Source organism: Antarctobacter sp. (assembly GCF_965277915.1).
In the GTDB taxonomy this organism is placed as follows: Bacteria; Pseudomonadota; Alphaproteobacteria; order Rhodobacterales; family Rhodobacteraceae; genus Antarctobacter.
Genome location: NZ_OZ255849.1, coordinates 1,485,760 through 1,507,701 on the forward strand (window position 1 = coordinate 1,485,760; position 21,942 = coordinate 1,507,701).

Consider the following 21,942-nt stretch of genomic DNA (forward strand, 5'->3'; position numbering starts at 1 on the left):
TGTACCGCAGGTCCCGCGGATCGGCCCACGCCGGCGGGCCGATCCGCTTTCAGTTCACTCTGCTGCGCGCAGGTCCTGCGTCAGTTCCATCGTGCTGGCCGGCGCATCCTCCCAGATGATTTCGGGCGATTTAACCTGGCGCGCCGCGCGGTTCAGGGCCCAGTCGCGGGCCACGCGACTGCCGCGGCCAAAGCTGAGCCGCGCCAGCAGCCGCGCGAACCACAGCACATAGGTCGTGAACCAGACCCGGATCGCCAGCATCGCGGGGGTAAAGACCAGCGTCAGCACCGTCGCGATCCCAAGGCCGAAGACCACGGCCGTGGCCAGGTTCTTCCACCACAGGGCGGTCGGGCTGTCGATCGAATAGCCGCCGTTGAAGAAGTCGAGGCTGAGCCCCAACATCATCGGCGCAAGGCCCGCCATCGTCGTAATCGTGGTCAGCAGCACCGGGCGGATCCGGTCCTGCGCCGTGCGCACGATGGCCTCGATCCGGGGCATGTAGCGCGAATACTCCTGGTAGGTGTCGATCAGGACGATGTTGTTGTTCACGACAATGCCTGCCAGCGCCACGATCCCGGTCCCGGTCATGATGATCGAGAAATACTGATCCATCACCAGCATCCCGATCAGCACGCCCGTCGTGGACAGGATCACCGCCAGCAGCACCAGCACCGAGTTGTAGAAGCTGTTGAACTGCGCCAGCAGGATGATGAACATCAGGAACAATGCGCCGCCAAAGGCCGATTGCAGGAAGGCCTGGCTTTCCTCCTGGTCCTCCTGATCGCCGGTCCATTCCCATTCGATGCCCGCTGGCAGCGGGTCGGTTTCCAGCCAGTCGGTCAGGACGCCGATCCGTTCCGTGCCCGTCACCGGCACGACCTTGAGCTTGGAGCGCTCGCCTGTATCCGCCTGCGCGACGATCTCTTCGGGTGTCGCGTCGGTCAGCAGGCGCACGTCGCCGAAGTGACGGATATTGGCCCCCATCAGCCATTCGAAGAACCCCGACGAGCGGCCAAAGTCATGGCTCCAGTCCGCGGTCGAGACATCGGCTGTTTCCGGGTCCAGTTCCACGCCGGTCATCAGCGGCACGAACTCGGTCGCCTCTGCGCCGTCGGGGCCGGTTGTCGTGACGTCCCAGCCGATTTCCATCAGGCTTTCGCGCACACCGGCCTTGACGTCGAAATAGCGCGTCTGGTCGATGCGCTCGATCTCGGCCAGCTTGGCCACCGGCTCGCGGGTGATGAAGTTGACCAGCGGCACCAGCCCGTCCGGGGTGCGGACCTTGAGGCTGTCCAGCGTGGACAGGACGCGGTTTTCCTCGGGCAGGCGCACGCGGATGTCGATTTCCTCGTCCGAGGTGCCTGGGGTATAGCTGCCGATGGCCAGCCCGCGCGTCACCAGCTGCACCATCGCGCCCACGGTGGCCACGTCGGCGCCGTAGCGGCCCGCCTTTTCCACGTCCACGTCGATCTGCCAGTCGATGCCGGGCAGAGGGCGGGTGTCCTCGATCAGGGTCAGGCCGGGGGTGTTGTCGAATTTCGTGCGCGCAATGCTCGCGGCCTCCAGCAGGGCGGTCCAGTCGTCGCCCTTCAGTTGCAGGTGTACCGGCTTGGCGCTGGCCGGGCCACGCGCCTGGGCCAGGATCTCGATCTCGACGCCAGGGATGCGCTCCAGCTTCTCGGTCAGGTCGTCAAGGATCACGTCCCCGTCCAGTTGCGCCAGCGGGACATCGTTGGCACGGGCATAGGCCGGGCGGTCGGCCCAGGCGATGGTTTCGAACTGGACCTGGCCGATGGTGTCCTTGGGGGCCATCGCACCGCCGGTGTTGTTGTCCAGCCCGCCTTCACCGGCAAAGGAGAAGGCGTTGAGGATGCCGGGATGGGTCAGCACGATCTGCTCGGCCCGTTTTACCAGCGCGTCCTTTTCCGCCAGGCTCAGGTTGCCGCGCGCGCGGACGTAGACGATGGCCTGTTCCGGTTCGCTCTCGACGAAGAAATCCACGCCGTTGTTGTTCTCGCCGTAGTAGGCGAAGACGCTGACCACGAACATGATCACGGCCCCAACCGTCACCAGAGGCATGACCGGGTTGCCGGCGATCAGCTTGGTGAAACTGCCGAACGGGGTCCGGCGGCTGCGCGACTCGATGCGCTTGGGCTTGCGCCGGATTTCGGCGGCGTCCATCACCACGGAAGAGATCACCGCAAAGAGCACAAAGATCACGACGCCGGGCATATGCGCGGCCCAGCCCGTCGCCTCTGTCGGACCCAGGTAGCTGGGGTTCAGCACCATCATCGCGCCGGTGAACAGCCCAAGGATCGCCACCGGCACCAGCAGCACCCGCAGCGTCCAGTGCAGGCGCGCGCGCAGCCAGTCGCCGGCGCGGTGCACGTTGCGCGAGAATCGTCCCGAGACGCCGCCCATGACCGGCAGGTAGATCAGCGCCACCACCAGCGAGGCGGTCAGCACGAAGATGATGGTGATCGGCAACATGCCCATGAATTCGCCCGCGACGCCGGGCCAGAAGAGCATCGGCAGAAAGGCGCAAAGCGTCGTCGCCGTGGACGAGACAACCGGCCAGAACATCCGGTGCGCGGCCTCGACATAGGCATGCATCGGGCCGGTGCCCTCGGCGATGCGCTTGTCGGCGTATTCCACCACCACGATGGCGCCGTCGACCAGGATGCCCACGGCCAGGATCAGCCCGAACATCACGATGTTCGAGATCGTCACGCCCATCGTCGCCAGCAGCACGAAACACAACAGGAAAGAGGTGGGGATGGCAAACCCCACCAGCAGGGCGGGGCGCAGGCCCAGGCTTGCCAGCACCACGATCATCACCAGCGCGATGGCCGTCAGAACCGAGCCTTCGAGCTGGCTGACCATGCTGGCCACCTGGCGGCTCTGGTCGTTCGAGGTGCCCACGTCCAGCACCGCGCGCAACTCGTCGGGCCAGGTCCCCTGCGCGGCGGCAAGCTCGGCCTTCACCTGCGCCACGGTGTCGATGATGTTGAAGCCCTTGCGCTTGACCACCTGCAGCGCGACGGTCTGCTCTCCGTTGAAGCGCGCCGTGCCCTTGCGGTCCTCGAAGGTCAGGTTGATCGCGGCCAGGTCGCCCAGCGTCACGACGCGGTCGCCGTTCACCTTGACCGGCAGGTCATAGACATCGCGCGCATCGTCAAAGCTGGAGGGGATCTTGACCGAAAAGGCGCCGTTTTCCGTTTCGACCTCGCCGGCGGCAATCAGCTGGTTGTTGTTCTGGACCACGCGGATCAGCTCATCCGCGGTGACGTTGTAGCTTTCCAGTCGCAGCGGGTCGATGACCACTTCCAGCATCTCGTCGCGGTTGCCCGCGATCCCGGCCTCCAGCACCGAATCGAGCGCCTCGAGCCGGTCCTGCAGGTCCTTGGCGACCTTGTTCAGCGTACGTTCCGGAACCGGGCCGGAGAGGTTGACGATCAGGATCGGGAATTCGGAAAAGTTGATCTCATTGATCGAGTATTTTTCGGCGCCTTCGGGGAACTCGGCCTCGGCATTGTTCATGCCGTCGCGTACGTCGGCGATGATCTTGGTCTTGTCCCAGCCGAACTCGAACTCCAGTGCCAGGCCCGCATAGCCCTCGGCGGCGGTGGCCGTCATCTTCTCGAGCCCGTCGAGATCCGAGAGCTCGGTCTCCATGGGCTTGACCAGCAGCTTTTCGGCGTCGGCGGCGGAAATGCCGGGGAAGGGGACCGAGACGAAGAGCGCCGGGATCTCGATGTCCGGTTCACCCTCCTTGGGCAGCGACACGTAGGCATAGGCCCCGGCCACCAGACTGAGCACGATGAAGGCGATGATCATTCGGGCGCGCGCGGCGGCCCAGTCGATGATGCCGGTCATTGTATGATATCCTCGTATCTCGGCACCACGGTCACGCCATTGGTGACGTATTCCTGACCGACGGTGATCACGTTGATCTCATCCGGCAGGCCGGTGATCCAGACGCCATCGCGGGTGTCACGCAGGATCGAGACATCCATCCATTGCACGCTGTCGTCCGGCTTGACCGTGCGCACGCCCAGCTTGCCCTGGTCGTTCAGGGTCAGGGTGGATTGCGGCAGCAGATGCGCCTTGGCCCCCTCGGCCTCGATGGCAACTTCGGCGGTTTCGCCGTCGCGGATGGTCAGGTCGGAGTTGTCGACCGTCAGTTCCACGAGGAAGGTGCGCGTGGTCGGATCGGCGCTGCGCGAGACGAAGGTGACCTCACCCTGCACGACGCGGCCGTTGGTCAGCCGCGCGCCCGCCTTGGCCCCGACCATCACGCGCGCCACGGTGGTTTCGGGCACGTAGCCGACAATCTTGATCGGGTTCAGCTGGATCACGGTTGCGCAGGCCGAACCGGGTTGCAGCAGTGCGCCCAATTCCGCCGTGTCGGTTTCCAGCAGACCGGCAAAGGGCGCATGCACCTTCAGCCGGTCGATCTCGCGCCGGGCCGAGGCGACGGCGGCCTCGGCGGACTGGATCGCGCTCAGCGCGCTTTCCTCGCCGGTCTTGGCGGACTGGATACCCGCCGTCGCAGTTTCAAGCTGGGCACGGGCGGCGATGACCGCCGCCTTGGCACCTTCGACACCGGAGAGGGCCGAGGCCACGGCGGCCTTGGCCCCCTGCAACTGGCTCTGCGCGGATTGCACGCCGGCCAGGGCGTTCTGGATCTGGGCCTTGGCCGAGATCACCCCGGCGCGGGCATTGCGGATGCCGCTTTGAGCGGCCTGCACGGCAGCCTTGGCGGTTTCGACCTGGCTCTTGGCGGTCTGGACGGCGGCCAGCGCGCCCTGGAGTTGAGACTTGGCCGCCTCGATGCCGGAGGCGGCGGATTTCAGGCCAAGTTGCGCGGTTTGCACAGCGGTCAGGGCGGTCTCGTAGGTGGCTTCGGCCGCAGCCAGCCGGGTCTGCGCGGCAAAGCCGTCGCGGGCCAGTTCCTGCGCGGCGCGCAGGTTGATTTCTGCCTCGCGCACCTGTGCCTGTGCCTGCTTCAAGCGCGCCTCGGCCTCGGGCACGCGGGCCTCTGCCTCGGCCAACAGGGCCTCGGCGGCGGGCACGCCGGCCTCTGCCTCTTTCAGGCGGGCCTCGGCGGCGGGCACGGCGGCCTTGGCCTCTGCCAGCCGCGCCTCTGCCTCGGGGACGCGGGCCTCGGCCTCTTCCAGCCGGGCCTCGAACTCGGGCACCCGCGCCTTTGCCTCGGCCAGCAGGGCCTCGGCGGCGGGGACGCTGGCGCGGGCCTCGGCCAGTTGCGCCTCGGCGGCGGGCACGGCGGCTTCGGCCTCTAGGATGCGGGCCTTGGCAGAGGGCAGTTGCGCCTCCGCTTCGGCCAGACGCGCCTTGGCCTCGGGCAACCGGGCCTTGGATTCCGCGAGTCGGGCCAGCGCCTCTTGCAGCGAGACTTGGCTGGTGCCCGGGTCGATCTCGCACAGCAGTTGTCCGGCTTCGACCAGCGATCCTTTGCGCAGCGGTTCGGACACGATCTTGCCCGAGGTCTCGGCCCGCACCTCGACCTGGCGGACGGCCTCGGTTTCGCCGCGCAGGATCACCTCGCTGTCGACCACCTGAGCCACCGACCGCTTGGCCATCACGCGCACCGCGCCTTCGGGGAGGGCATCGGGGGCGCCCGCCTCCAGCGCCGGGTCCGCATCTTCGGAAGGGGCGGGGCCGCCATCTGCCACGTCCCCCTGCGCCGCCGGGGCCACCTCGCGAGCGAACTCCAGCAGTCGGTCGCGCTCGAATACAACCGCGTAAAGGACCGCAGCCACAAGGCAGGCGGTCAGGATAGACATGATGCGCATCGTCTTCGTCCTCTCGGCGCCGAACCGCGTGGCCCGTCGCACATCCTGTTGATCGTTACGGTGCCGAGCCGGCCCGACCCCTGCCGACCCGGACGAGTCCGGGCTGAACCGTTTCGTTCAGTTTTAGGGTGCCGCAACGTAGGCTTCAAGCACGGGCGTGGTTTTTGCCCTGCAAAGCGGCGCTTTTTCGACAATTCTGCGAGAGTTTCACGATTAATCGGCATTTACGCGACAATTCGCCAAGCCCGTTTCGGCGCGGGAAACGGCCCTTGCGGGTATGCCTTCTCGCCTTGGCACTGCGCTGCGGGGCATGTAAGAGGGAGAAAACCAACCGGAGGGGGCCCGTTTGAGCGACGCCGACAGTTTTATCGACGAGGTGACCGAAGAGGTCAAACGCGACCGCCTTTACGCCACTTTGCGCAAGTGGGGCTGGGTTGGCGTGGTCATCGTGCTTCTCATCGTCGGCGGCACCGCCTGGCGCGAATGGCGGATCGCCTCTGCCGAATCTCAGGCCCAGGCCTTTGGCGATAGCGTGCTTGACGCGCTCGACGCCGAGGAACCGGCGCAGCGCATCGACGCGCTGACGGCGATCGAACCGCCGACCACCGGCGGCGCGGCGATCCTGTCGATGCTGACCGCTGCCGAGGAAGGCACCGCCGGCGATGACGCCGAGGCGGTCGCCCGTCTTCAGGCGGTCGCCGACAATACCGAGATCCCGGCCATCTATCGCCAGATCGCCAGTTACAAGGCCCTGACCCGCGGCGCATCCGTCCTGCCGGTCGAAGAGCGCCGCGCAGGATTCGAGGCGCTGGCCGTGCCGGGGCAGCCGCTGCGCCTGCTGGCGGAGGAACAACTGGCGCTGATCGAGATCGAAACCGGCGACCGTGACGCCGCGATCGCACGGCTTGAACGGCTGGCCGAAGATGCCGAGGCGACGCAGGGCTTGCAGCGCCGCGCCGGTCAACTGATTGTGGCACTGGGCGGCGACGCGCCCGGTAACTGAGCCCGCTCAGGCGGGGCGCACGGCGGGGGGCAGGGCCCCGGGTAGTGACGAAAAGGGGCATGGTGATGCTGCGCAAGACCTCTCTGCTGATTTCGCTGGCCGCGCTGGCGCTGACGGCCTGTGCCAAGAGCGAGCAGATCCTTCCGGGGGAACGTCTGAATGTCCGGGACGTGCTGACCGGCGGGTACGACGAAGGCACCGACCCGGCAGAGACCGGCCCGCAGGCCCGCGCATTTTCCACGCCCGCCAGCGTCAGCAACACCGATTGGGCGCAAAGCCCCGTCTCGCCGATGGTCCGTGTCACGAACGCGGCCTTGGGGCTGGCCCTGAAACCGCTGTTCTCGGTCGGGATCGGTGCGGGCGACGGGCGCAAGACGCGGTTGAACGCAGATCCGATCGTCGCCGGCGGCCGCATCTTCACGATGGACGCCAACCACCAGGTCCGGGCGACCGCAACCTCGGGTCAGCAGCTGTGGTCCGCGACCCTTGTCCCGCAGCGCGACAAGGCCCCCGAAGGTCAGGGCGGCGGGCTGGCCTACGGCGACGGCAAGCTGTTCGTGTCCTCCGGCTTCGGCATGCTGACGGCGCTTGACCCGGCCACCGGGCAAATGCTCTGGGAGCAGGACCTCAAGAACACCGCCACCGGCGCGCCCAGCTATCGTGACGGGCTGGTCTACGTCGTCTCGGGCGACAGCACCGCCTGGGCGATCGAAAGCGACGATGGCCGCGTTCGCTGGCAGTTCGACGGCACCAAGGATTTCAACAACATCGCAGGGGCACCGGCCCCCGCGATCAACGACAAGTACGTTGTCTTCGCCTTCGGATCGGGCGCCGTCTCGGCGGCCTTCCGGCAGGGCGGGCTGCAGGTCTGGAACGCCGAGCTTTTGGGCCGCCGTACCGGCGTCACCATCGCCGGAATCAACGATATCACCGGCGATCCGGTGATCGCGGGCGACCGGGTCTTTGCCGGCAACCACTCGGGCCGCGCGGTGGCGCTGTCGGTCTACAACGGAGAGCGGATCTGGACCGCCAAGAGAGGCGCGCTGGGTCCGATGTGGCCGGCAGGCGATTCGGTGTTCTTCGTCTCCGACCTCAACCAGCTGGTCCGGCTCGATGCCGGAACCGGGCAGGAAATCTGGAGCCGCGACCTGCCGGGCTATCGCCCGACGCGCAACCCGAACCGCCGCCGCGACGGCGCCTTTGCCAACCACGGTCCGGTCCTGGCGGGGGGCCGCCTGATCGTGGCCAGTTCGGACGGCAAGATCCGGGCCTTCAACCCGGTGGACGGAAAGCTGCTGCAGGAAATCGCGATCCCGGGTGGCGCCACCACGCGCCCCGTGGTGGCGGGCGGCACGCTCTATGTCGTGTCCCGCAAGGGCGTTCTGCACGCCTATCGCTGAGGCCCGTCTCCCGTACCCGCGCCGGCGAGACCGCGGTGCACTGGCGCCCGGACTGTACCGTGGCGCCGGGATGCCCCTTTCGCCCTGCTTTGAAATGCGTTAAGCGGCGCCCTTGATCCTTGGAGCCGGGCCATGAGTTTCTCTCTTGCCATCGTCGGCCGCCCCAACGTGGGCAAGTCGACCCTGTTCAACCGTCTCGTCGGGCGGCGCCTGGCGCTGGTCGACGACCAGCCGGGCGTGACCCGTGACCTGCGCGAGGGCGAGGCCAGGCTGGGCGACCTGCGATTCACCGTGGTCGACACCGCAGGCCTTGAGAACGAGACCGACGAGTCGCTGCCCGCCAGGATGCGTCGGCTGACCGAACGCGCGGTGGACGAGGCGGATGTGTGCCTGTTCCTGATCGACGCGCGGGCGGGCATCCTGCCCGATGACGAGGTCTTTGCAGAGATCCTGCGCAAGCGGGCCAAGCACGTCATCCTTGCGGCCAACAAGGCCGAGGGATCGGCTGCCGATGCCGGCGTGATTGAGGCCTATTCGCTGGGTCTGGACGAGCCGATCCGCCTGTCGGCCGAACACGGCGAGGGCATGAACGACCTCTACTCGGCACTTCTGCCCCTGTCCGAAGGATTCGAGGCGCGCGCCGCCGCGGAGGCGCCCGAGGTCGAGGTCACGCTGAGCGAGGAAGAGGCCGAGGCGGGTGAGGGCGACATGCGACTGCCCACGCGGGACAAGCCCCTGCAGATCGCCGTGGTGGGGCGGCCCAACGCGGGCAAGTCGACGCTGGTGAACGCGATCCTGGGCGAGGAACGGCTGCTGACCGGGCCGGAGGCGGGGATCACGCGGGACGCGATCTCGGTCCAGATGGACTGGGGCGGGGTGCCGATGCGGATCTTCGACACCGCAGGCATGCGGCGCCGGGCCAAGGTCCAAGACAAGCTGGAGAAACTCTCGGTCTCCGACGGCATCCGCGCGGTGAAATTCGCCGAGGTCGTGGTGGTGCTGCTGGATGCGGCCATCCCCTTCGAGACCCAGGACCTTAAGATCGCCGACCTTGCCGAGCGCGAGGGGCGGGCCGTGGTCGTGGCGGTCAACAAGTGGGACGTAGAGAACGAGAAGCAGGACAAGCTGAAGTGGCTGCGCGAGCAGTTCGAACATGTCCTGCCGCAGCTGCGCGGCGCGCCGCTGGTGACGATTTCCGCCCGCACCGGCAAGGGGCTGGACCGGCTGCAGGCCGCGATCATGCAGGCCTATGATGTCTGGAACCGCCGCGTGCCCACCGCTCAGCTGAACCGTTGGCTGGAAGGGATGGTCAGCCGCCATCCGCCTCCCGCGCCGCAGGGGCGCAGGATCAAGCTGCGCTACATGACCCAGGCCAAGACCCGGCCACCGGGGTTCGTCGTGATGTGCTCTCATCCCGACAAGCTGCCCGAGAGCTATTCGCGTTACCTGGTGAACGGGCTGCGCGAGGATTTCGACATGCCCGGCACGCCGATCCGCCTGACCATGCGCGGCCAGGGCGATCGCAACCCCTACAAGGGCCGCAAGAAGAAGAACGCGGGCGCGCTGAAGAAGCACCTGGGCAAGTTGCAGTCCAAGAAGGATTGAGTCGGGCGCCGGGACGGGACTGTTTGCGGCTGCGCCGCAAAGACGCCCGCCCGCCGACCCTTGGGACAGGCTGCGCCTGTCCGTTCGGGCCCCGGGAAACCATGGACAGGCTGAGCGCCGCTCTGCAACCGGCGGCGACACCTCTGGTGGAGGTTGCGCGGCGCGAAGGCTGGGCGATCTAGCGGAGCGGTTCGAGCCGGTCGAGGGCGAGACCGTCGGCCCAGGTGCCGTGCAGGGAACCGTCGGGCATCAGGACGTAGACGACCGGGTTGCTGTCGCCCTGCCAGTCCACCGTCAGGACGCGGCCTTCCAGCCGTCCGGTGCCGCGAAAGATCTGGCCTGCGATGGTCCAGGTCAGCTGGTAACGGGCGCTATTTCCGGTCAACTGGAGCGTACCGCTGTAGGCGGACCCATCCGGATTGCGGCCCGCGACCCGGTAGGCCCCGGCGATGTCGGAGCCGCCTTCGATAGGCAGGCTTTCCTGGGCCGGGAGCGGACCGGGGACAAGCGGCAATGCCAGCAGGCAGGCAGAGAGAATAAGGGCGCGCATGGAGGAAACCTCTTGAACCGAATGCGCGCAGCCTACGAGCCGGCCAGACAGCTGTCCAGAACCGAGCGGTCCGGCGTGTTTTACTCCGTGTCCGTTCCGCGCACGCCCAGGATGGCGATCATGCCCACCAGCGCGAGCCCCGTGACCGCGGCGTTGAAGGGCTGGCTATTGGCCACGACCACACCGACCAGTGCCCAAATCACCGTCATGCCGTATTCCGGCGCCCGGTGGAGCCGGTATTGCATGGTCACCGAGAGCGCCATGCAGACCGAGAGCGACAGCAGCGCCGCCGGGGTGGGGGGCATCCAGCCGTAGCCGCCGATCACCACGCCGGTGCCGACGCAGGCCGCTGCCGACAACCAGCCGGCATAGACCGCCACCGGACCCTGTTGCAGCCAGCGATCCGTGTCGCCCGCCCGCCAGAGCGCGACAAGCGCCGTGCCCAGCATGACCCAGATCAGCAGCGTGGCCAGCACCGGGGACCATTGCGCCACCGGCAGCCAGATCGCGCCAACGGCGAGGCTGGCAAAGAGCGGCGGACGCATGGGCGCCCAATCGACGTCATCGCTCCGTCGCAGCAGGCCGAAGCCCGTTCCGATCACCAGCCAAACATAGATCAGGCCCCAGATTGCAAAGGCATAGCCCGCGGGCTGCACCGGCGGGTCTTCCAGAACGACCGGGAATTGCGACGGCTCGTACCCGTTGAACCCGGGCACCAACCAAGGCGAAGCCGCGAAACAGAGCGCGGCCAGGAAACACAGGAGGGCCCAGAGGCGGGTCAAGAGACCGCCTCCGGACAGGGGGGCACCGGGCTCATGCCAAGGTACCCTCGGCGGTCAGCCGGGTCTTGCCGCCCAGGTAGGGATGCAGCGCCTCGGGCAGGTCGACCGAGCCATCCGCCTGTTGGCCGTTTTCCAGCACCGCGATCAGGCAACGCCCGACGGCGAGGCCCGAGCCGTTCAGCGTGTGCAGGAATTCGGGCTTGCCACCGGCCGTGGGACGGAAGCGCGCGTTCATGCGCCGGGCCTGGAAATCGCCGCAGGTCGAGACAGAGCTGATCTCGCGGTAGGTGTCCTGACCCGGCAGCCAGACCTCGATGTCATGGGTTTTCTGCGCACCGAAGCCCATGTCGCCGGTACACAGCACCACGGTGCGATAGGGCAGGCCCAACTTTTCCAGGATGCCCTCGGCGCAGGCCGTCATGCGGTCGTGTTCCTCCAGCGACTTGTCCGGATGGGTGACGGAAACCATCTCGACCTTTTCGAACTGGTGCTGGCGCAACATGCCCGAGGTGTCCTTGCCCGCCGAGCCGGCCTCGGAGCGGAAGCACTGCGAATGCGCCGTATATCGGCGGGGCAGGTAATCCTCGTCCACGATTAGCCCGTTGACGATATTGGTCAGTGTGACCTCGGACGTTGGGATCAGCCACCAGCCATTGGTGGTCTTGTAGCTGTCCTCGCCGAACTTGGGCAGCTGGCCGGTGCCATACATCATCTCCTCGCGCACCAGCACGGGGGTCCATGTCTCTGTCAGGCCGTTCTCATCGACGTGGGTGTTGATCATGAACTGGGCCAGCGCACGGTGAATGCGCGCGACGGCGCCCGAGAGCACGACGAAACGGCTGCCCGAGAGTTTCGCGGCCACCTCGAAATCCATGCCCGGTTTCACGCCGTCGAGGTCGAAATGTTCCTTCGGGGTGAAATCAAAGCTGCGGGGCGTGCCCCAGCGCTTGATCTCGACGTTGTCGTTCTCGTCGGCGCCTTCGGGCACCTCTGCCAGCGGCAGGTTGGGGATGCCGGCCAGCAGGGCCTCAAGCTCGGCGTCAAGGCTCTTGGCCTTTTCCTGCATCTCGCCGACTTCGGCCTTTTTTGCCGCGACCAGCGCGCGCAGGCGCTCGAACTCTGCCTCGTCGCCGCTGGCCTTGGCCTTGCCGACCTCCTTGGAGGCGCGGTTCTGCTCGGCTTGTGCCTCTTCGGCAGCGGTGATGGCCGCGCGGCGGGCGCGGTCCAGGTCGAGGACCTGCGACGACATCGCATCAACCCCGCGACGGGAAAGAGCCGCATCCCAGGCGGCGGGGTTTTCGCGGATGGCGCGGATGTCGTGCATCGTATCCTCCAGAAGGTAGTGTGAGTCGCGGGGGTTATGCCCCATCTTGATTAAGGAAGGTAGAGGGGCAGCGAGGCTCCTGTGTCAATCCCGGTCCGCTGCCGCGAATTCCCGCCGCAGCCAGCCGTCCACGGGCACCGCCAGCGCCTCTTCATCGCGGGTGACGGCGACGATCACCGCGACGATGCGCCGTGCCGCGCCTTCGCCCGCCATGACCGGCCCGCCGCTTTGCCCCGGCTCCACCCGGCAGCCGATGCGCCAGATGCCGCGATAGGCGTCGCCGTAGCAGAGCGGTGTCACCGTCAGCCTGTGCGGCCGCGAGCGGCGATATCCCATCAGCGTCAGGGGGCCGGGCAGGGCCGCGTTGCCAAGGGCCAAGGGCGGCGGCTCCAGCCGGTCTTGCAGTTCGACCAGGGCGATATCGTGGCGCAGGTCGAACCCGCCATCGGCATAGGCCTTTGGGTGAACGCGGACCTCGCGGATGCGGGCGGCCCCGGTATGGTCCTCGCCATCCCAGCCGGCGACAAAAACCATGTCCGCGATCCGCTTGAGATAGCCGTCCTCTGGCCGGGTGACGCAATGGGCGGCGGTCAGGACGAGGTCCGGGGCGATCAGCGTGGCGGTGCACATCTCTGTCATGCGGTAGCCGGCGGTGTTCAACCGCCCGATCGAGGGCTCGCCCGCCAGAAGGGGCAGGGGCACCAGCAGCAATGTCAGAGCCATGCGGAGCATGAGGTGGCCTTTCGCTTTGGCCCTGTTCGCAAGAGCCAAGGTAGGCGGCGCGCGGCGCCTGGGCAAGGCGGCGAATTCTCACCACGGGCGCCGGGGCGATGCCGGGCTCCTTTTATGCCACAAAGGGAAACGCATGGAGTTCCTGACAGACACTTTCCTGATCCACTCGGGCCGCCGCGCTGACCCGGGAGGCCTGCGACATCATCGAAAGGGGCGCTCTGCGCGCCTTGGCCGAATCTGCGGCCTTGGCCGAATAGGATGAGGCACGGTCGATCATCCTGCTGGCGGGGCTACCGGTGCCGTTCTGCAAGCCGGCCCCGGCGCTGCTGGCGGGGTGAACGACGAGGGGGCCTTCGTCTTTGACCCGATCCGCGCGCACCCGGGGGACGATCCCGCCCACCTGAGCCGGGGCGGATGCAAAACCGACGCCCTGGCCGGGAAACAAATGCGCGCAGGGGGCGGGCCCTTCTTGCATCTGGCCAGTACCGCGCATAGGTTCCGGCCAAATTTCGCGGGGGGTGCCCCGCCGCAATCCAACAGGAGCATCCCCAATGGACGCAAGCGCAATCGGCCAGTTTCTTCCTCTCATCCTGATCTTCGCGATCATGTATTTCCTGCTGATCCGTCCGCAGCAGAAAAAGATGAAGGAACATCAGAAAATGGTCGAGGCCCTGCGCCGCGGCGACCAGGTTGTCACCCAGGGCGGGTTGATCGGCAAGGTTGCCAAGGTCAAGGACGACAAGGAAATCGAGGTCGAACTGGCCGAGGGCGTCAAGGTCCGCGTGGTCAAGCAGACCATCGCGCAGGTCCTGTCCAAGACCGAACCGGCCGAAAGCTGATCGGGCATGCTGCAGGTCGATCTCTGGAAGCGCGTGCTGATCTGGGCCACCGTCGTGGTCGGCCTGCTGCTCGCCATGCCCAACGCATTCTATTCGCGGGTCGAAACCCACAACGATGCCGTCAAGGCCATCGAAGCGGGGTTCGATACGTCCGAAAACCGTGAACTCGCCGCCGGCTGGCCGTCGTTCCTGCCCTCGGGGCTGGTGAACCTGGGGCTGGACCTGCGCGGCGGCGCGCACCTGCTGGCAGAGGTCCAGGTGCAGGACGTCTACCAATCGCGGATGGAATCGCTCTGGCCCGAGGTCCGCGACCTGCTGCGCGATGCGCGCGACGAGGTGGGCACCATCCGCCTGCAACCCAACGCCCCCCTGGGCGAGTTGCGCATCAAGATCTCCGAACCCGCCGGCATGAACCGGGCCATCGAACTGGTGCGCACGCTGGCGCAACCGGTGGTCTCGCTCACCGGGGCCGGGTCCACGGACCTGGAGGTGCGCGGCGAGGATGACGTTCTGGTCATCTCCCTGTCCGAGGCCGAACGCCAGGCGCTCGACGACCGCACCATGCAGCAAAGCCTGGAGATCATCCGGCGCCGCATCGACGAGGTCGGCACCCGCGAACCGACGATCCAGCGCCAGGGGTTCGACCGTATCCTGATCCAAGTGCCGGGCATCGGGTCCGCCGCCGAACTGAAAGAGATCATCGGCACCACCGCGCAGCTGACCTTTCAGCCCGTGGTCAGCCGGACGTCCGATGGCAGCGAACGCCCCGGCGTCGGAAACGAGATCCTGCCCTCGCTGGACCAGGAGGGCGTCTACTACATCCTCGAACAGGCGCCCGTCGTCACCGGCGAGGACCTGACCAACGCGCAGCCGAGCTTTGACCAGAACGGCCGCCCGGCGGTGAACTTCAGCTTCAACCCCTCGGGGGCGCGGCGCTTTGGCGATTATACCGCGCAGAACATCGGTTCGCCCTTTGCGATCGTTCTGGACGACGAGGTGATTTCCGCCCCCGTCATCCAGGCCCACATCGCGGGCGGCTCCGGCATCATCACCGGCAATTTCACGGTCGAGGAATCGACCCAGCTGGCCGTCCTCCTGCGTGCCGGCGCCCTGCCAGCGGAACTGGTCTTCCTCGAGGAACGGACCATCGGCCCGGAACTGGGGCAGGACAGCATCGACGCGGGCAAGATCGCGACGATGGTGGCCTTTGGCGCGGTGCTGGTCTTCATGGGCCTCAGCTATGGGCTTTTCGGTCTTTTCGCCAACGTCGCGCTTATCCTGAACATCGGGCTGATCTTTGGCCTGCTGTCGATGATCGGGGCCACGCTGACCTTGCCGGGCATCGCGGGCATCGTTCTGACCGTGGGTATGGCCGTGGACGCCAACGTGCTGGTGTTCGAGCGGATCCGCGAGGAACTGCGCACTGCGCGCGGTCCGGCGCGGGCGATTGAACTGGGTTATGAAAAGGCCCTGTCCGCAATCGTCGATGCGAATATCACCACCTTCATCACGGCAGTCATCCTCTACGTCATTGGGTCCGGCCCGGTGCGCGGCTTTGCCGTCACGCTGGGTTTCGGCATCCTGACTTCCGTCTTTACTGCGATCTTTGTCACGCGGCTCTTGATCGTCATCTGGTTCGAACGCCGCCGTCCGAAAACGATCGAGGTCTGACATGCGCCTGAGACTGGTACCCCAACAGACCAACTTCGATTTCTTTTCGCGGCCGGTGCTCTGGCTGGGCATCTCGGTTTTCCTGATCCTGCTGGCGCTGGCCAGCTTCGGGGTGCGTGGGCTGAACTACGGCATCGACTTTCGCGGCGGCACCACCATCCGGACCGAAAGCGCGCAGCCGGTGGACGTGGGCGCCTATCGTGACGCGCTGGCGGCGCTGGAACTGGGCGACGTCGTGATCTCCGAGGTCTTCGACCCGAACTTCGGCCCGGAACAGAACGTCGCCATGATCCGCATCGGCGCACAGGACGGCGAGGAGGCGGTCAGCACCGAGGTGATCGAGACCGCCGAGGCGGCACTGCTGGAAATCTCTCCGGACATCAAGTTCGTCTCGGTCGAATCCGTCGGCCCCAAGGTCTCGGGCGAGTTGATCCGCACGGCGGCCATCGCCGTGGCCCTGGCGATCGGGGCGGTGCTGATCTACATCTGGCTACGCTTCGAATGGCAGTTCGCCTTGGGTGCGGTCGTGGCGCTTGTACATGACGTGATCCTGACGATCGGCATCTTCTCCGAGCTTCAGATCCGGTTCGACCTGGCGATCATCGCGGCGCTGCTGACCATCGTCGGCTATTCTCTGAACGATACGGTCGTGGTCTTCGACCGGGTGCGCGAGAACCTGATCAAGTACAAGTCCAAGGACCTCAAGGAGGTGCTCAACCTCTCGATCAACGAGACGCTGAGCCGGACTTTCATGACCTCCGCCACGACGCTGCTGGCGCTGATCGCGCTGCTGGTGCTGGGCGGCGACGTGATCCGCGGCTTTGTCTTTGCGATGACCTGGGGCGTGATCGTCGGCACCTATTCGTCGATCTTCGTGGCCTCGATCATGCTGCTGCGCCTTGGCGTGAAGCGCGACTGGTCCAAGCCCTCGGACACCACCGGGAACCAGTTCGGCGACATTGATGCCTGACGCATGGTTCAGCCTGTCTCCGATGGAGACGGGCTGGATTGTCCTGGCGGCTTTTCTCGCCGGGTTGGTGCGTGGCTTTACCGGCTTCGGCTCGGGGCTGGTTTTCCTGCCGGTGGCGGCACAGGTTCTGCCCCCTTTCGGCGCAATCCTCACGATGACCCTGATGGACCTGTTCGGTCCATTGCCGATTCTGCGCCGCGCCTGGAATGACGTGGATCGCGGCGACCTGGGCCGGTTGGTGCTTGGCTGCCTGTTGTGTCTGCCGCTGGGACTTTGGGCGCTGACCCGAATCCCGCCCGAGATCTTTCAAATGGCCGTTGGCCTGCTGGCACTTGCGATGCTGGGGATCCTGTCGCTTGGGCTGCGCTATCGCGGCACGGTCCGGCGGCGGATGGTGACGGGGATCGGCGGCGCGGCCGGGATTCTGGGCGGCGTGGCGGGCCTGCCGGGGCCGCCGGTGATCCTGTTCTACATGTCGCGGCCGCTTCCGGTGCGGATCATCCGCGCGACGATTCTGCTGTTTCTCCTGTCCTATGACCTGCTGCTGGTGGGCTACATGGGCGCTTTCGGCAGGCTGGAACCGGGCTTTGCCCTTTTGGGGTTGTTCATGGCGCTGCCGAACATGGCGGGCAACATGCTGGGAGGATGGCTGTTCCGACCGGAGCAGGAGCGTTTCTACCGCGGCATCGCCTATGTCCTGATCGCACTGGCGGCCTTGTCCGGGCTGCCCATTTGGGAGTAGGAAGCCACCATGCGACTGAACGAGATCACATTCACCGATGCGCTGCCGGTCGACGGCTATGGTCCCGGCTTCTTCCGTGTCGGCGGCGAGGTTCACGAAGGCGCTCTGCTGATCTGGGATCGGGGCCGTGCCGATTGGGGCGGGCTCGAGGATCACGAGACGCTGTTGAGCATGATCGGCCATGTCGACGTGATCTTTGTCGGAACGGGCGCAGAGACCGCGCATCTGCCCAAGGCCCTGCGCGACCGGCTGGAAGAGGCCGGGCTGGGCGTCGAGGCAATGAATTCGCCCTCGGCCTGCCGCACTTACAACGTCCTCTTGAGCGAAGGCCGCCGGGTGGCACTGGCCGCATTGCCGGTCTGAGCGCCGCGCTTGGGGGCAGTTGCGGGTGGGGGCTCTGCCCCCGTCTCCCTTCGATCGACTCCCCCGGAGTATTTCAGGCCCAAAGAAACAGGCACCCGCGCAAAGGCGGTGCAGGGCATCGCGTCGCGGCGCGCGCTTGGGGCTTTTGCGGGCGCGCGCGCTGGGGTAAGCCGCAAGGCATGGAATTGACGGCAAGCGATCTGACGGTGGCCCGGGGCGGCGTGCCGGTGCTGGACGGGGTGAGCTTTGCGCTGGCACCGGGCCGGGCGCTGGTGCTGCGGGGGCCCAACGGCGCGGGCAAGACGACGCTTTTGCGTACCGTGGCGGGATTGCAGCCGGCACTGGCCGGAGAGGTTAGCGGCGCCGGAGAGCGCATCACCTATGCCGGGCACGCGGACGGGCTGAAATCCATGCTCAGCGTGGGGGAGAACCTGCACTTCTGGGCGCGGGTCTTTGGCACCGAGGGGATCGGCGCGGCGCTGTCCGCCTTCAACCTGGAAACGCTGGAGGACCGGCTGGCAGGCACGCTGTCCGCGGGGCAGAAGCGGCGGCTGGGGCTGGCGCGGCTGATGGTCACCGGGCGGCCCGTCTGGGTTCTGGATGAACCGACCGTCTCGCTGGATACCGCATCGGTCGCCCTGTTCGCCGAGGCGGTGCGCGCGCACCTGGGGCAGGGCGGGTCGGCACTGATGGCCACCCATATCGACCTGGGCATTCCCGAGGCGGATGATTTCGACGTGACGCCTTATCGTGCACAACCGCGCGCGGCGCTACAGGACGAGGCCTTTCTGTGATCGCGCTTTTGACACGCGACCTGAGGCTGGCGGTGCGGGCCGGAGGCGGGTTCGGCCTTGGCCTGGCTTTCTTCCTGATCGTGACCGTGCTCGTGCCTTTCGGCGTTGGACCGCAGACCGACCTGTTGACCCGGATCGCGCCGGGGATCCTTTGGATCGGCGCGCTCTTGGCCTGCCTGCTCTCGCTTGACCGGATCTTTGCGCTGGATTGGGAGGACGGCTCGCTTGATCTGCTCGCCACCGCGCCGCTGCCGATGGAGGGCATTGTCAGCGTCAAGGCGCTGGCGCATTGGATCACCACGGGCCTGCCGCTGGTGCTGGCCGCGCCGGCGCTGGGGGTGCTGCTCAACCTGGCCGGGCCGGGCTACCTGTGGCTGTTTGTCAGCTTGGCGCTTGGCACGCCCGCGCTGTCGGTCATCGGCACCTTCGGCGCGGCGCTGACCGTGGGGCTGAAACGCGGTGGTCTTCTGATGTCGCTGCTGGTGCTGCCGTTATACGTGCCGACGCTGATCTTTGGTGCCGAGGTCGCGCGGCGCGGGGCCGAGGGGCTGGCGGTGCAGACGCCGCTCCTCATGCTGGCGGGGATCAGTTTCGGTGTCGCGGCGCTTTTGCCCTTTGCCAGCGCGGCGGTCCTGCGGATCAACCTAAGGTGAGCGCGCGCCCGTGACGTATTGCGCCCGCACGATATTTGCGCTGTAACCCTGCGAGAGGGAGGCCAAGGACCATGTCGATCTGGGAATACGCCAATCCGGTCAAGTTCATCCGCACCGCGGATGTGCTCTTGCCCTGGGTGACGGTGGCCGCGGTGATCTGCCTTGTCACCGGGCTGGTTTGGGGGTTCTTCTTCACGCCCGAGGATTTCCGGCAAGGCTCGACCGTCAAGATCATCTATCTGCATGTGCCCGCCGCGATGATGGCGATCAATGCCTGGCTGATGATGCTTCTGGCCTCGTTGATCTGGATCGTGCGGCGCCACCATGTCAGTGCATTGGCCGCCCGCGCCGCGGCGCCCATCGGCGCGACGATGACGGTGATCGGTCTTGTCACCGGTGCGATCTGGGGGCAGCCCATGTGGGGCACCTGGTGGGCCTGGGACCCGCGCCTGACGGTCTTCCTGATCCTCTTCCTGTTCTACCTTGGCTACATGGCGCTCTGGGAGGCGATCGAGGATGACGATACCGCCGCCGACCTGACCTCGATCCTCTGCCTCGTCGGTTCGGTCTTCGCGCTGCTCAGCCGCTACGCGGTGCAATTCTGGAACCAGGGTCTGCACCAGGGCTCGTCGGTGCTGCGCGCGGGGGCAGTGACGGGAACGGACACCACCGAGAAGGTCTCGAACGTCTATTTCATGCCGTTGCTGGTGTCCGGGATCGGGTTCGTCCTTCTGTTCCTGGCGCTGGTCCTGCTGCGGACACAGACGGAAATCCGGGCACGCCGGTCGCGCGCCCTCATTGCACGGGAGCGCAGCGCATGATGCCGGAACTGGGCAAATACGCGGGCACGGTGCTGTCGTCCTACGCGGTTTCGCTGGTCCTGATCGTTCTGTTGATCGTGGTCAGCGTGCTGCGGTCGCGCCGGGTCAAGGCAGAGTTGCAGCGCATCGAGGAGCGACAGAAGAAGAATGGCTAAGGTTTCTCCCCTCATGGTGGCGCCGCCGCTGATCTTTGCGGCCCTTGGCGCGCTGTTCTATCTCGGCCTTGGGCGCGAGGATCCGGACAAGCTGGAATCCATGTTCGAGGGCAAGCCCGCGCCGGCCATGACCGATGCCGCGCTGCCGGGCTATCCGGCGATCACGCCAGAGATTCTGGCGGGCGGAGAGGTGACCGTTGTCAACTTCTGGGCCAGCTGGTGCCCGCCCTGCCGCGCCGAACATCCCGTCCTGCTGCAAATGCGCGAAGAGGGCATCCGTGTCGTCGGCGTCAACTTCAAGGACCAGGCTGGCAACGCCACCAAGTACCTGACCGATGACGGCAATCCCTTCATGGCGGTGGCCTTTGATCCGGCTGGGCGCACGGCGATCGACTGGGGCGTGACCGGCCCGCCAGAGACCTTCATTCTGGACGGAGACGGCACCGTGCTGTTCAAGTTCGTCGGCCCGCTTGTGGGCTCGGACTATGAACAGAGGTTCCTGCCAGAGCTGAACGAGGCCCTCGGCCGCTAAAAGATTTCCCTGAGGAACTTCTTTGGAAGGCGCTACACTCGCCCCGCGTGCGAGTCGTTTGTCTACAAAAAAGAAGCGATTTTTCAGGGAGAAGACCATGTTTCGACGATTGACAGGCCTGGGCCTGGCGCTGGCGATGTCCGGGGCCGTGGCGCAGGCAGAGCCAAGCCTCGACCGCGGCCGGTACCTTGTCGAAGGACCGGCGGGCTGCGGCAACTGCCACACACCGATGGGACCGCAGGGCCCGGTGATGGATCAGAACCTGGCCGGACGGTTGGTGGACAAGAACCCGGCCTTTACCGCCATTGCCCCCAACATCACGCCCGCCGGGGCCGTGGCGGGTTGGACCGATGTCGAACTGGCGCGGGCGATCCGCGAGGGGCTGCGCCCCGATGGCACGATCATCGGTCCGCCGATGCCTTTTCCCATGTACCGGGGCCTGTCGGATGACGACGTGATGAGCATGGTGATGTATCTGCGCACCGTGCCCGCTGTCGAGAATGATCCGGGCAAGAGCACCTACAACATCCCGCTGCCACCGGCCTATGGCCCGCCCATCGACAGCGTGCCCCACCCCCAGCAGGCGGTAACCGTCGAATACGGCGCCTACCTGGCCGGGCCGGTGGCGCATTGCATGGAATGCCATACCCCGATGGGAGAGAAGGGGCCGATGCTGGACACCCGCCTGGGCGCTGGCGGCTTTGAATTCCACGGCCCCTGGGGTACATCCGTTGCCGCCAACCTGACCTCGCATGAAGACGGGCTGGCAGGGTATACCGACGCCGAACTGGCCGACATGATCGTCAAGGGAGTGCGGCCCGATGGCAGCCCGATGATGCCACCGATGCCCTATGGATACCTTGCGCGGATGACGGGGGACGATCTCTCGGCCATCATCCTCTACCTGCGCAGCCTGCCGCCATTGCCCGACGCGGGCTGAACCGGACATTCAGACCGGAAAAGGGGCCTGTGATCACAGATCGCAGGTCTCTACCTGTGCGGTGGCCTGCTGGGGTGCGACGCAGGGTCGTGTGCTGTCGTCCTGCTCGGCATAGGCACCGATCACTGCCAACATCAGCAAGGCTGCGGCCTGGAGAATGGTCAGGGTTTTCATGAGTCTGCCTCGTTTGTCTTTCTGACCAAGACATGGGGTTTCGAGGCTGAATTACAGGGGGAATTGCGCGTTGCGC

21 protein-coding genes are annotated in these 21,942 nt (G+C 66.4%); 14 read left to right on the forward strand and 7 right to left on the reverse strand.

The window, feature by feature from the left end; all coding sequences use genetic code 11:
- Window positions 1-54: 54 nt before the first annotated feature.
- Both ACQY5B_RS08055 and ACQY5B_RS08060 read right to left on the reverse strand, forming a co-directional pair.
- Window positions 55-3,876, reverse strand: a complete 3,822-nt coding sequence (locus tag ACQY5B_RS08055; protein WP_420325672.1) for an efflux RND transporter permease subunit — start codon at window positions 3,874-3,876, stop codon at window positions 55-57.
- Entirely contained in the window at window positions 3,873-5,816 is a 1,944-nt protein-coding gene (locus ACQY5B_RS08060; protein WP_420325671.1) for an efflux RND transporter periplasmic adaptor subunit, read from the reverse strand. The genes ACQY5B_RS08055 and ACQY5B_RS08060 overlap by 4 nt, the downstream gene beginning before the upstream one ends.
- Window positions 5,817-6,162: 346 nt before the next feature.
- On the opposite strand from ACQY5B_RS08060, the gene ACQY5B_RS08065 reads away from it, so the two are divergent.
- The 3 genes from ACQY5B_RS08065 (at window position 6,163) to der (ending at window position 9,824) form a co-directional block, all read left to right on the forward strand.
- Window positions 6,163-6,819 carry a tetratricopeptide repeat protein gene (locus ACQY5B_RS08065; RefSeq protein WP_420325670.1) on the forward strand — a complete coding sequence of 219 codons (657 nt, stop codon included), beginning with the start codon at window positions 6,163-6,165 and terminating at the stop codon, window positions 6,817-6,819.
- A 65-nt stretch (window positions 6,820-6,884) separates the two neighbouring features.
- The gene (locus tag ACQY5B_RS08070) at window positions 6,885-8,219 is read left to right on the forward strand and encodes a PQQ-like beta-propeller repeat protein (RefSeq protein ID WP_420325669.1); all 1,335 of its coding nucleotides are present in this window, start codon (window positions 6,885-6,887) and stop codon (window positions 8,217-8,219) included.
- Between the two features lie 132 nt (window positions 8,220-8,351).
- Entirely contained in the window at window positions 8,352-9,824 is a 1,473-nt protein-coding gene (gene der, locus ACQY5B_RS08075) for a ribosome biogenesis GTPase Der (protein ID WP_420325668.1), read from the forward strand.
- A gap of 178 nt (window positions 9,825-10,002) precedes the next feature.
- Here the strand turns inward: der and lfb1 are convergent, their stop codons facing one another.
- The 4 genes from lfb1 to ACQY5B_RS08095 all read right to left on the reverse strand — a co-directional run bounded on the left by lfb1 (window position 10,003) and on the right by ACQY5B_RS08095 (window position 13,203).
- A complete protein-coding gene (gene lfb1, locus ACQY5B_RS08080) occupies window positions 10,003-10,374 on the reverse strand; it encodes an LIC10280 family protein (RefSeq protein ID WP_305971132.1) in 372 nt (123 codons plus the stop codon).
- Window positions 10,375-10,454: 80 nt separating this feature from the next.
- Window positions 10,455-11,156 carry a TspO-related membrane protein gene (locus tag ACQY5B_RS08085; RefSeq protein WP_420325667.1) on the reverse strand — a complete coding sequence of 234 codons (702 nt, stop codon included), beginning with the start codon at window positions 11,154-11,156 and terminating at the stop codon, window positions 10,455-10,457.
- A 31-nt stretch (window positions 11,157-11,187) separates the two neighbouring features.
- On the reverse strand, window positions 11,188-12,480 hold the full coding sequence (gene serS, locus ACQY5B_RS08090; protein WP_420325666.1) for a serine--tRNA ligase: 1,293 nt from the start codon (window positions 12,478-12,480) through the stop codon (window positions 11,188-11,190).
- 84 nt (window positions 12,481-12,564) lie between these two features.
- Complete coding sequence (locus ACQY5B_RS08095) at window positions 12,565-13,203, reverse strand: trypsin-like serine peptidase (protein ID WP_420325665.1); 639 nt, start codon at window positions 13,201-13,203, stop codon at window positions 12,565-12,567.
- A 560-nt stretch (window positions 13,204-13,763) separates the two neighbouring features.
- Between ACQY5B_RS08095 and yajC the strand changes: the two genes are divergently transcribed.
- The 11 genes from yajC to ACQY5B_RS08150 all read left to right on the forward strand — a co-directional run bounded on the left by yajC (window position 13,764) and on the right by ACQY5B_RS08150 (window position 21,692).
- Entirely contained in the window at window positions 13,764-14,051 is a 288-nt protein-coding gene (gene yajC / locus ACQY5B_RS08100) for a preprotein translocase subunit YajC (protein ID WP_420325664.1), read from the forward strand.
- A 6-nt stretch (window positions 14,052-14,057) separates the two neighbouring features.
- Window positions 14,058-15,722 (forward strand): protein translocase subunit SecD, encoded by a 1,665-nt coding sequence (gene secD, locus ACQY5B_RS08105; protein WP_420325663.1) that lies wholly within the window; start codon window positions 14,058-14,060, stop codon window positions 15,720-15,722.
- A 1-nt stretch (window position 15,723) separates the two neighbouring features.
- A complete protein-coding gene (gene secF / locus ACQY5B_RS08110; protein WP_420325662.1) occupies window positions 15,724-16,692 on the forward strand; it encodes a protein translocase subunit SecF in 969 nt (322 codons plus the stop codon).
- The gene (locus tag ACQY5B_RS08115) at window positions 16,685-17,434 is read left to right on the forward strand and encodes a sulfite exporter TauE/SafE family protein (RefSeq protein WP_420325661.1); all 750 of its coding nucleotides are present in this window, start codon (window positions 16,685-16,687) and stop codon (window positions 17,432-17,434) included. Before secF ends, ACQY5B_RS08115 begins: the two co-directional genes overlap by 8 nt.
- Window positions 17,435-17,443: 9 nt before the next feature.
- Entirely contained in the window at window positions 17,444-17,797 is a 354-nt protein-coding gene (locus ACQY5B_RS08120) for an Mth938-like domain-containing protein (protein WP_305971141.1), read from the forward strand.
- Between the two features lie 179 nt (window positions 17,798-17,976).
- Window positions 17,977-18,591, forward strand: coding sequence for a heme ABC exporter ATP-binding protein CcmA (ccmA, locus tag ACQY5B_RS08125; RefSeq protein ID WP_420325660.1), 615 nt, complete (start codon window positions 17,977-17,979; stop codon window positions 18,589-18,591).
- Window positions 18,588-19,244, forward strand: a complete 657-nt coding sequence (ccmB, locus tag ACQY5B_RS08130; RefSeq protein ID WP_069208533.1) for a heme exporter protein CcmB — start codon at window positions 18,588-18,590, stop codon at window positions 19,242-19,244. The genes ccmA and ccmB overlap by 4 nt, the downstream gene beginning before the upstream one ends.
- 71 nt (window positions 19,245-19,315) lie before the next feature.
- Complete coding sequence (gene ccmC, locus ACQY5B_RS08135; RefSeq protein ID WP_420325659.1) at window positions 19,316-20,065, forward strand: heme ABC transporter permease CcmC; 750 nt, start codon at window positions 19,316-19,318, stop codon at window positions 20,063-20,065.
- Window positions 20,062-20,220: a heme exporter protein CcmD gene (ccmD, locus tag ACQY5B_RS08140; RefSeq protein ID WP_305971144.1), complete on the forward strand. Its 159-nt coding sequence runs from the start codon at window positions 20,062-20,064 to the stop codon at window positions 20,218-20,220. The genes ccmC and ccmD overlap by 4 nt, the downstream gene beginning before the upstream one ends.
- On the forward strand, window positions 20,213-20,752 hold the full coding sequence (locus ACQY5B_RS08145) for a DsbE family thiol:disulfide interchange protein (RefSeq protein ID WP_420325658.1): 540 nt from the start codon (window positions 20,213-20,215) through the stop codon (window positions 20,750-20,752). The genes ccmD and ACQY5B_RS08145 overlap by 8 nt, the downstream gene beginning before the upstream one ends.
- 97 nt (window positions 20,753-20,849) lie before the next feature.
- Window positions 20,850-21,692: a cytochrome C gene (locus ACQY5B_RS08150; protein ID WP_420325657.1), complete on the forward strand. Its 843-nt coding sequence runs from the start codon at window positions 20,850-20,852 to the stop codon at window positions 21,690-21,692.
- A 33-nt stretch (window positions 21,693-21,725) separates the two neighbouring features.
- On the opposite strand, the gene ACQY5B_RS08155 is transcribed toward ACQY5B_RS08150, so the two are convergent.
- Window positions 21,726-21,866: a hypothetical protein gene (locus ACQY5B_RS08155; protein ID WP_420325656.1), complete on the reverse strand. Its 141-nt coding sequence runs from the start codon at window positions 21,864-21,866 to the stop codon at window positions 21,726-21,728.
- Between the last annotated feature and the right edge of the window lie 76 nt (window positions 21,867-21,942).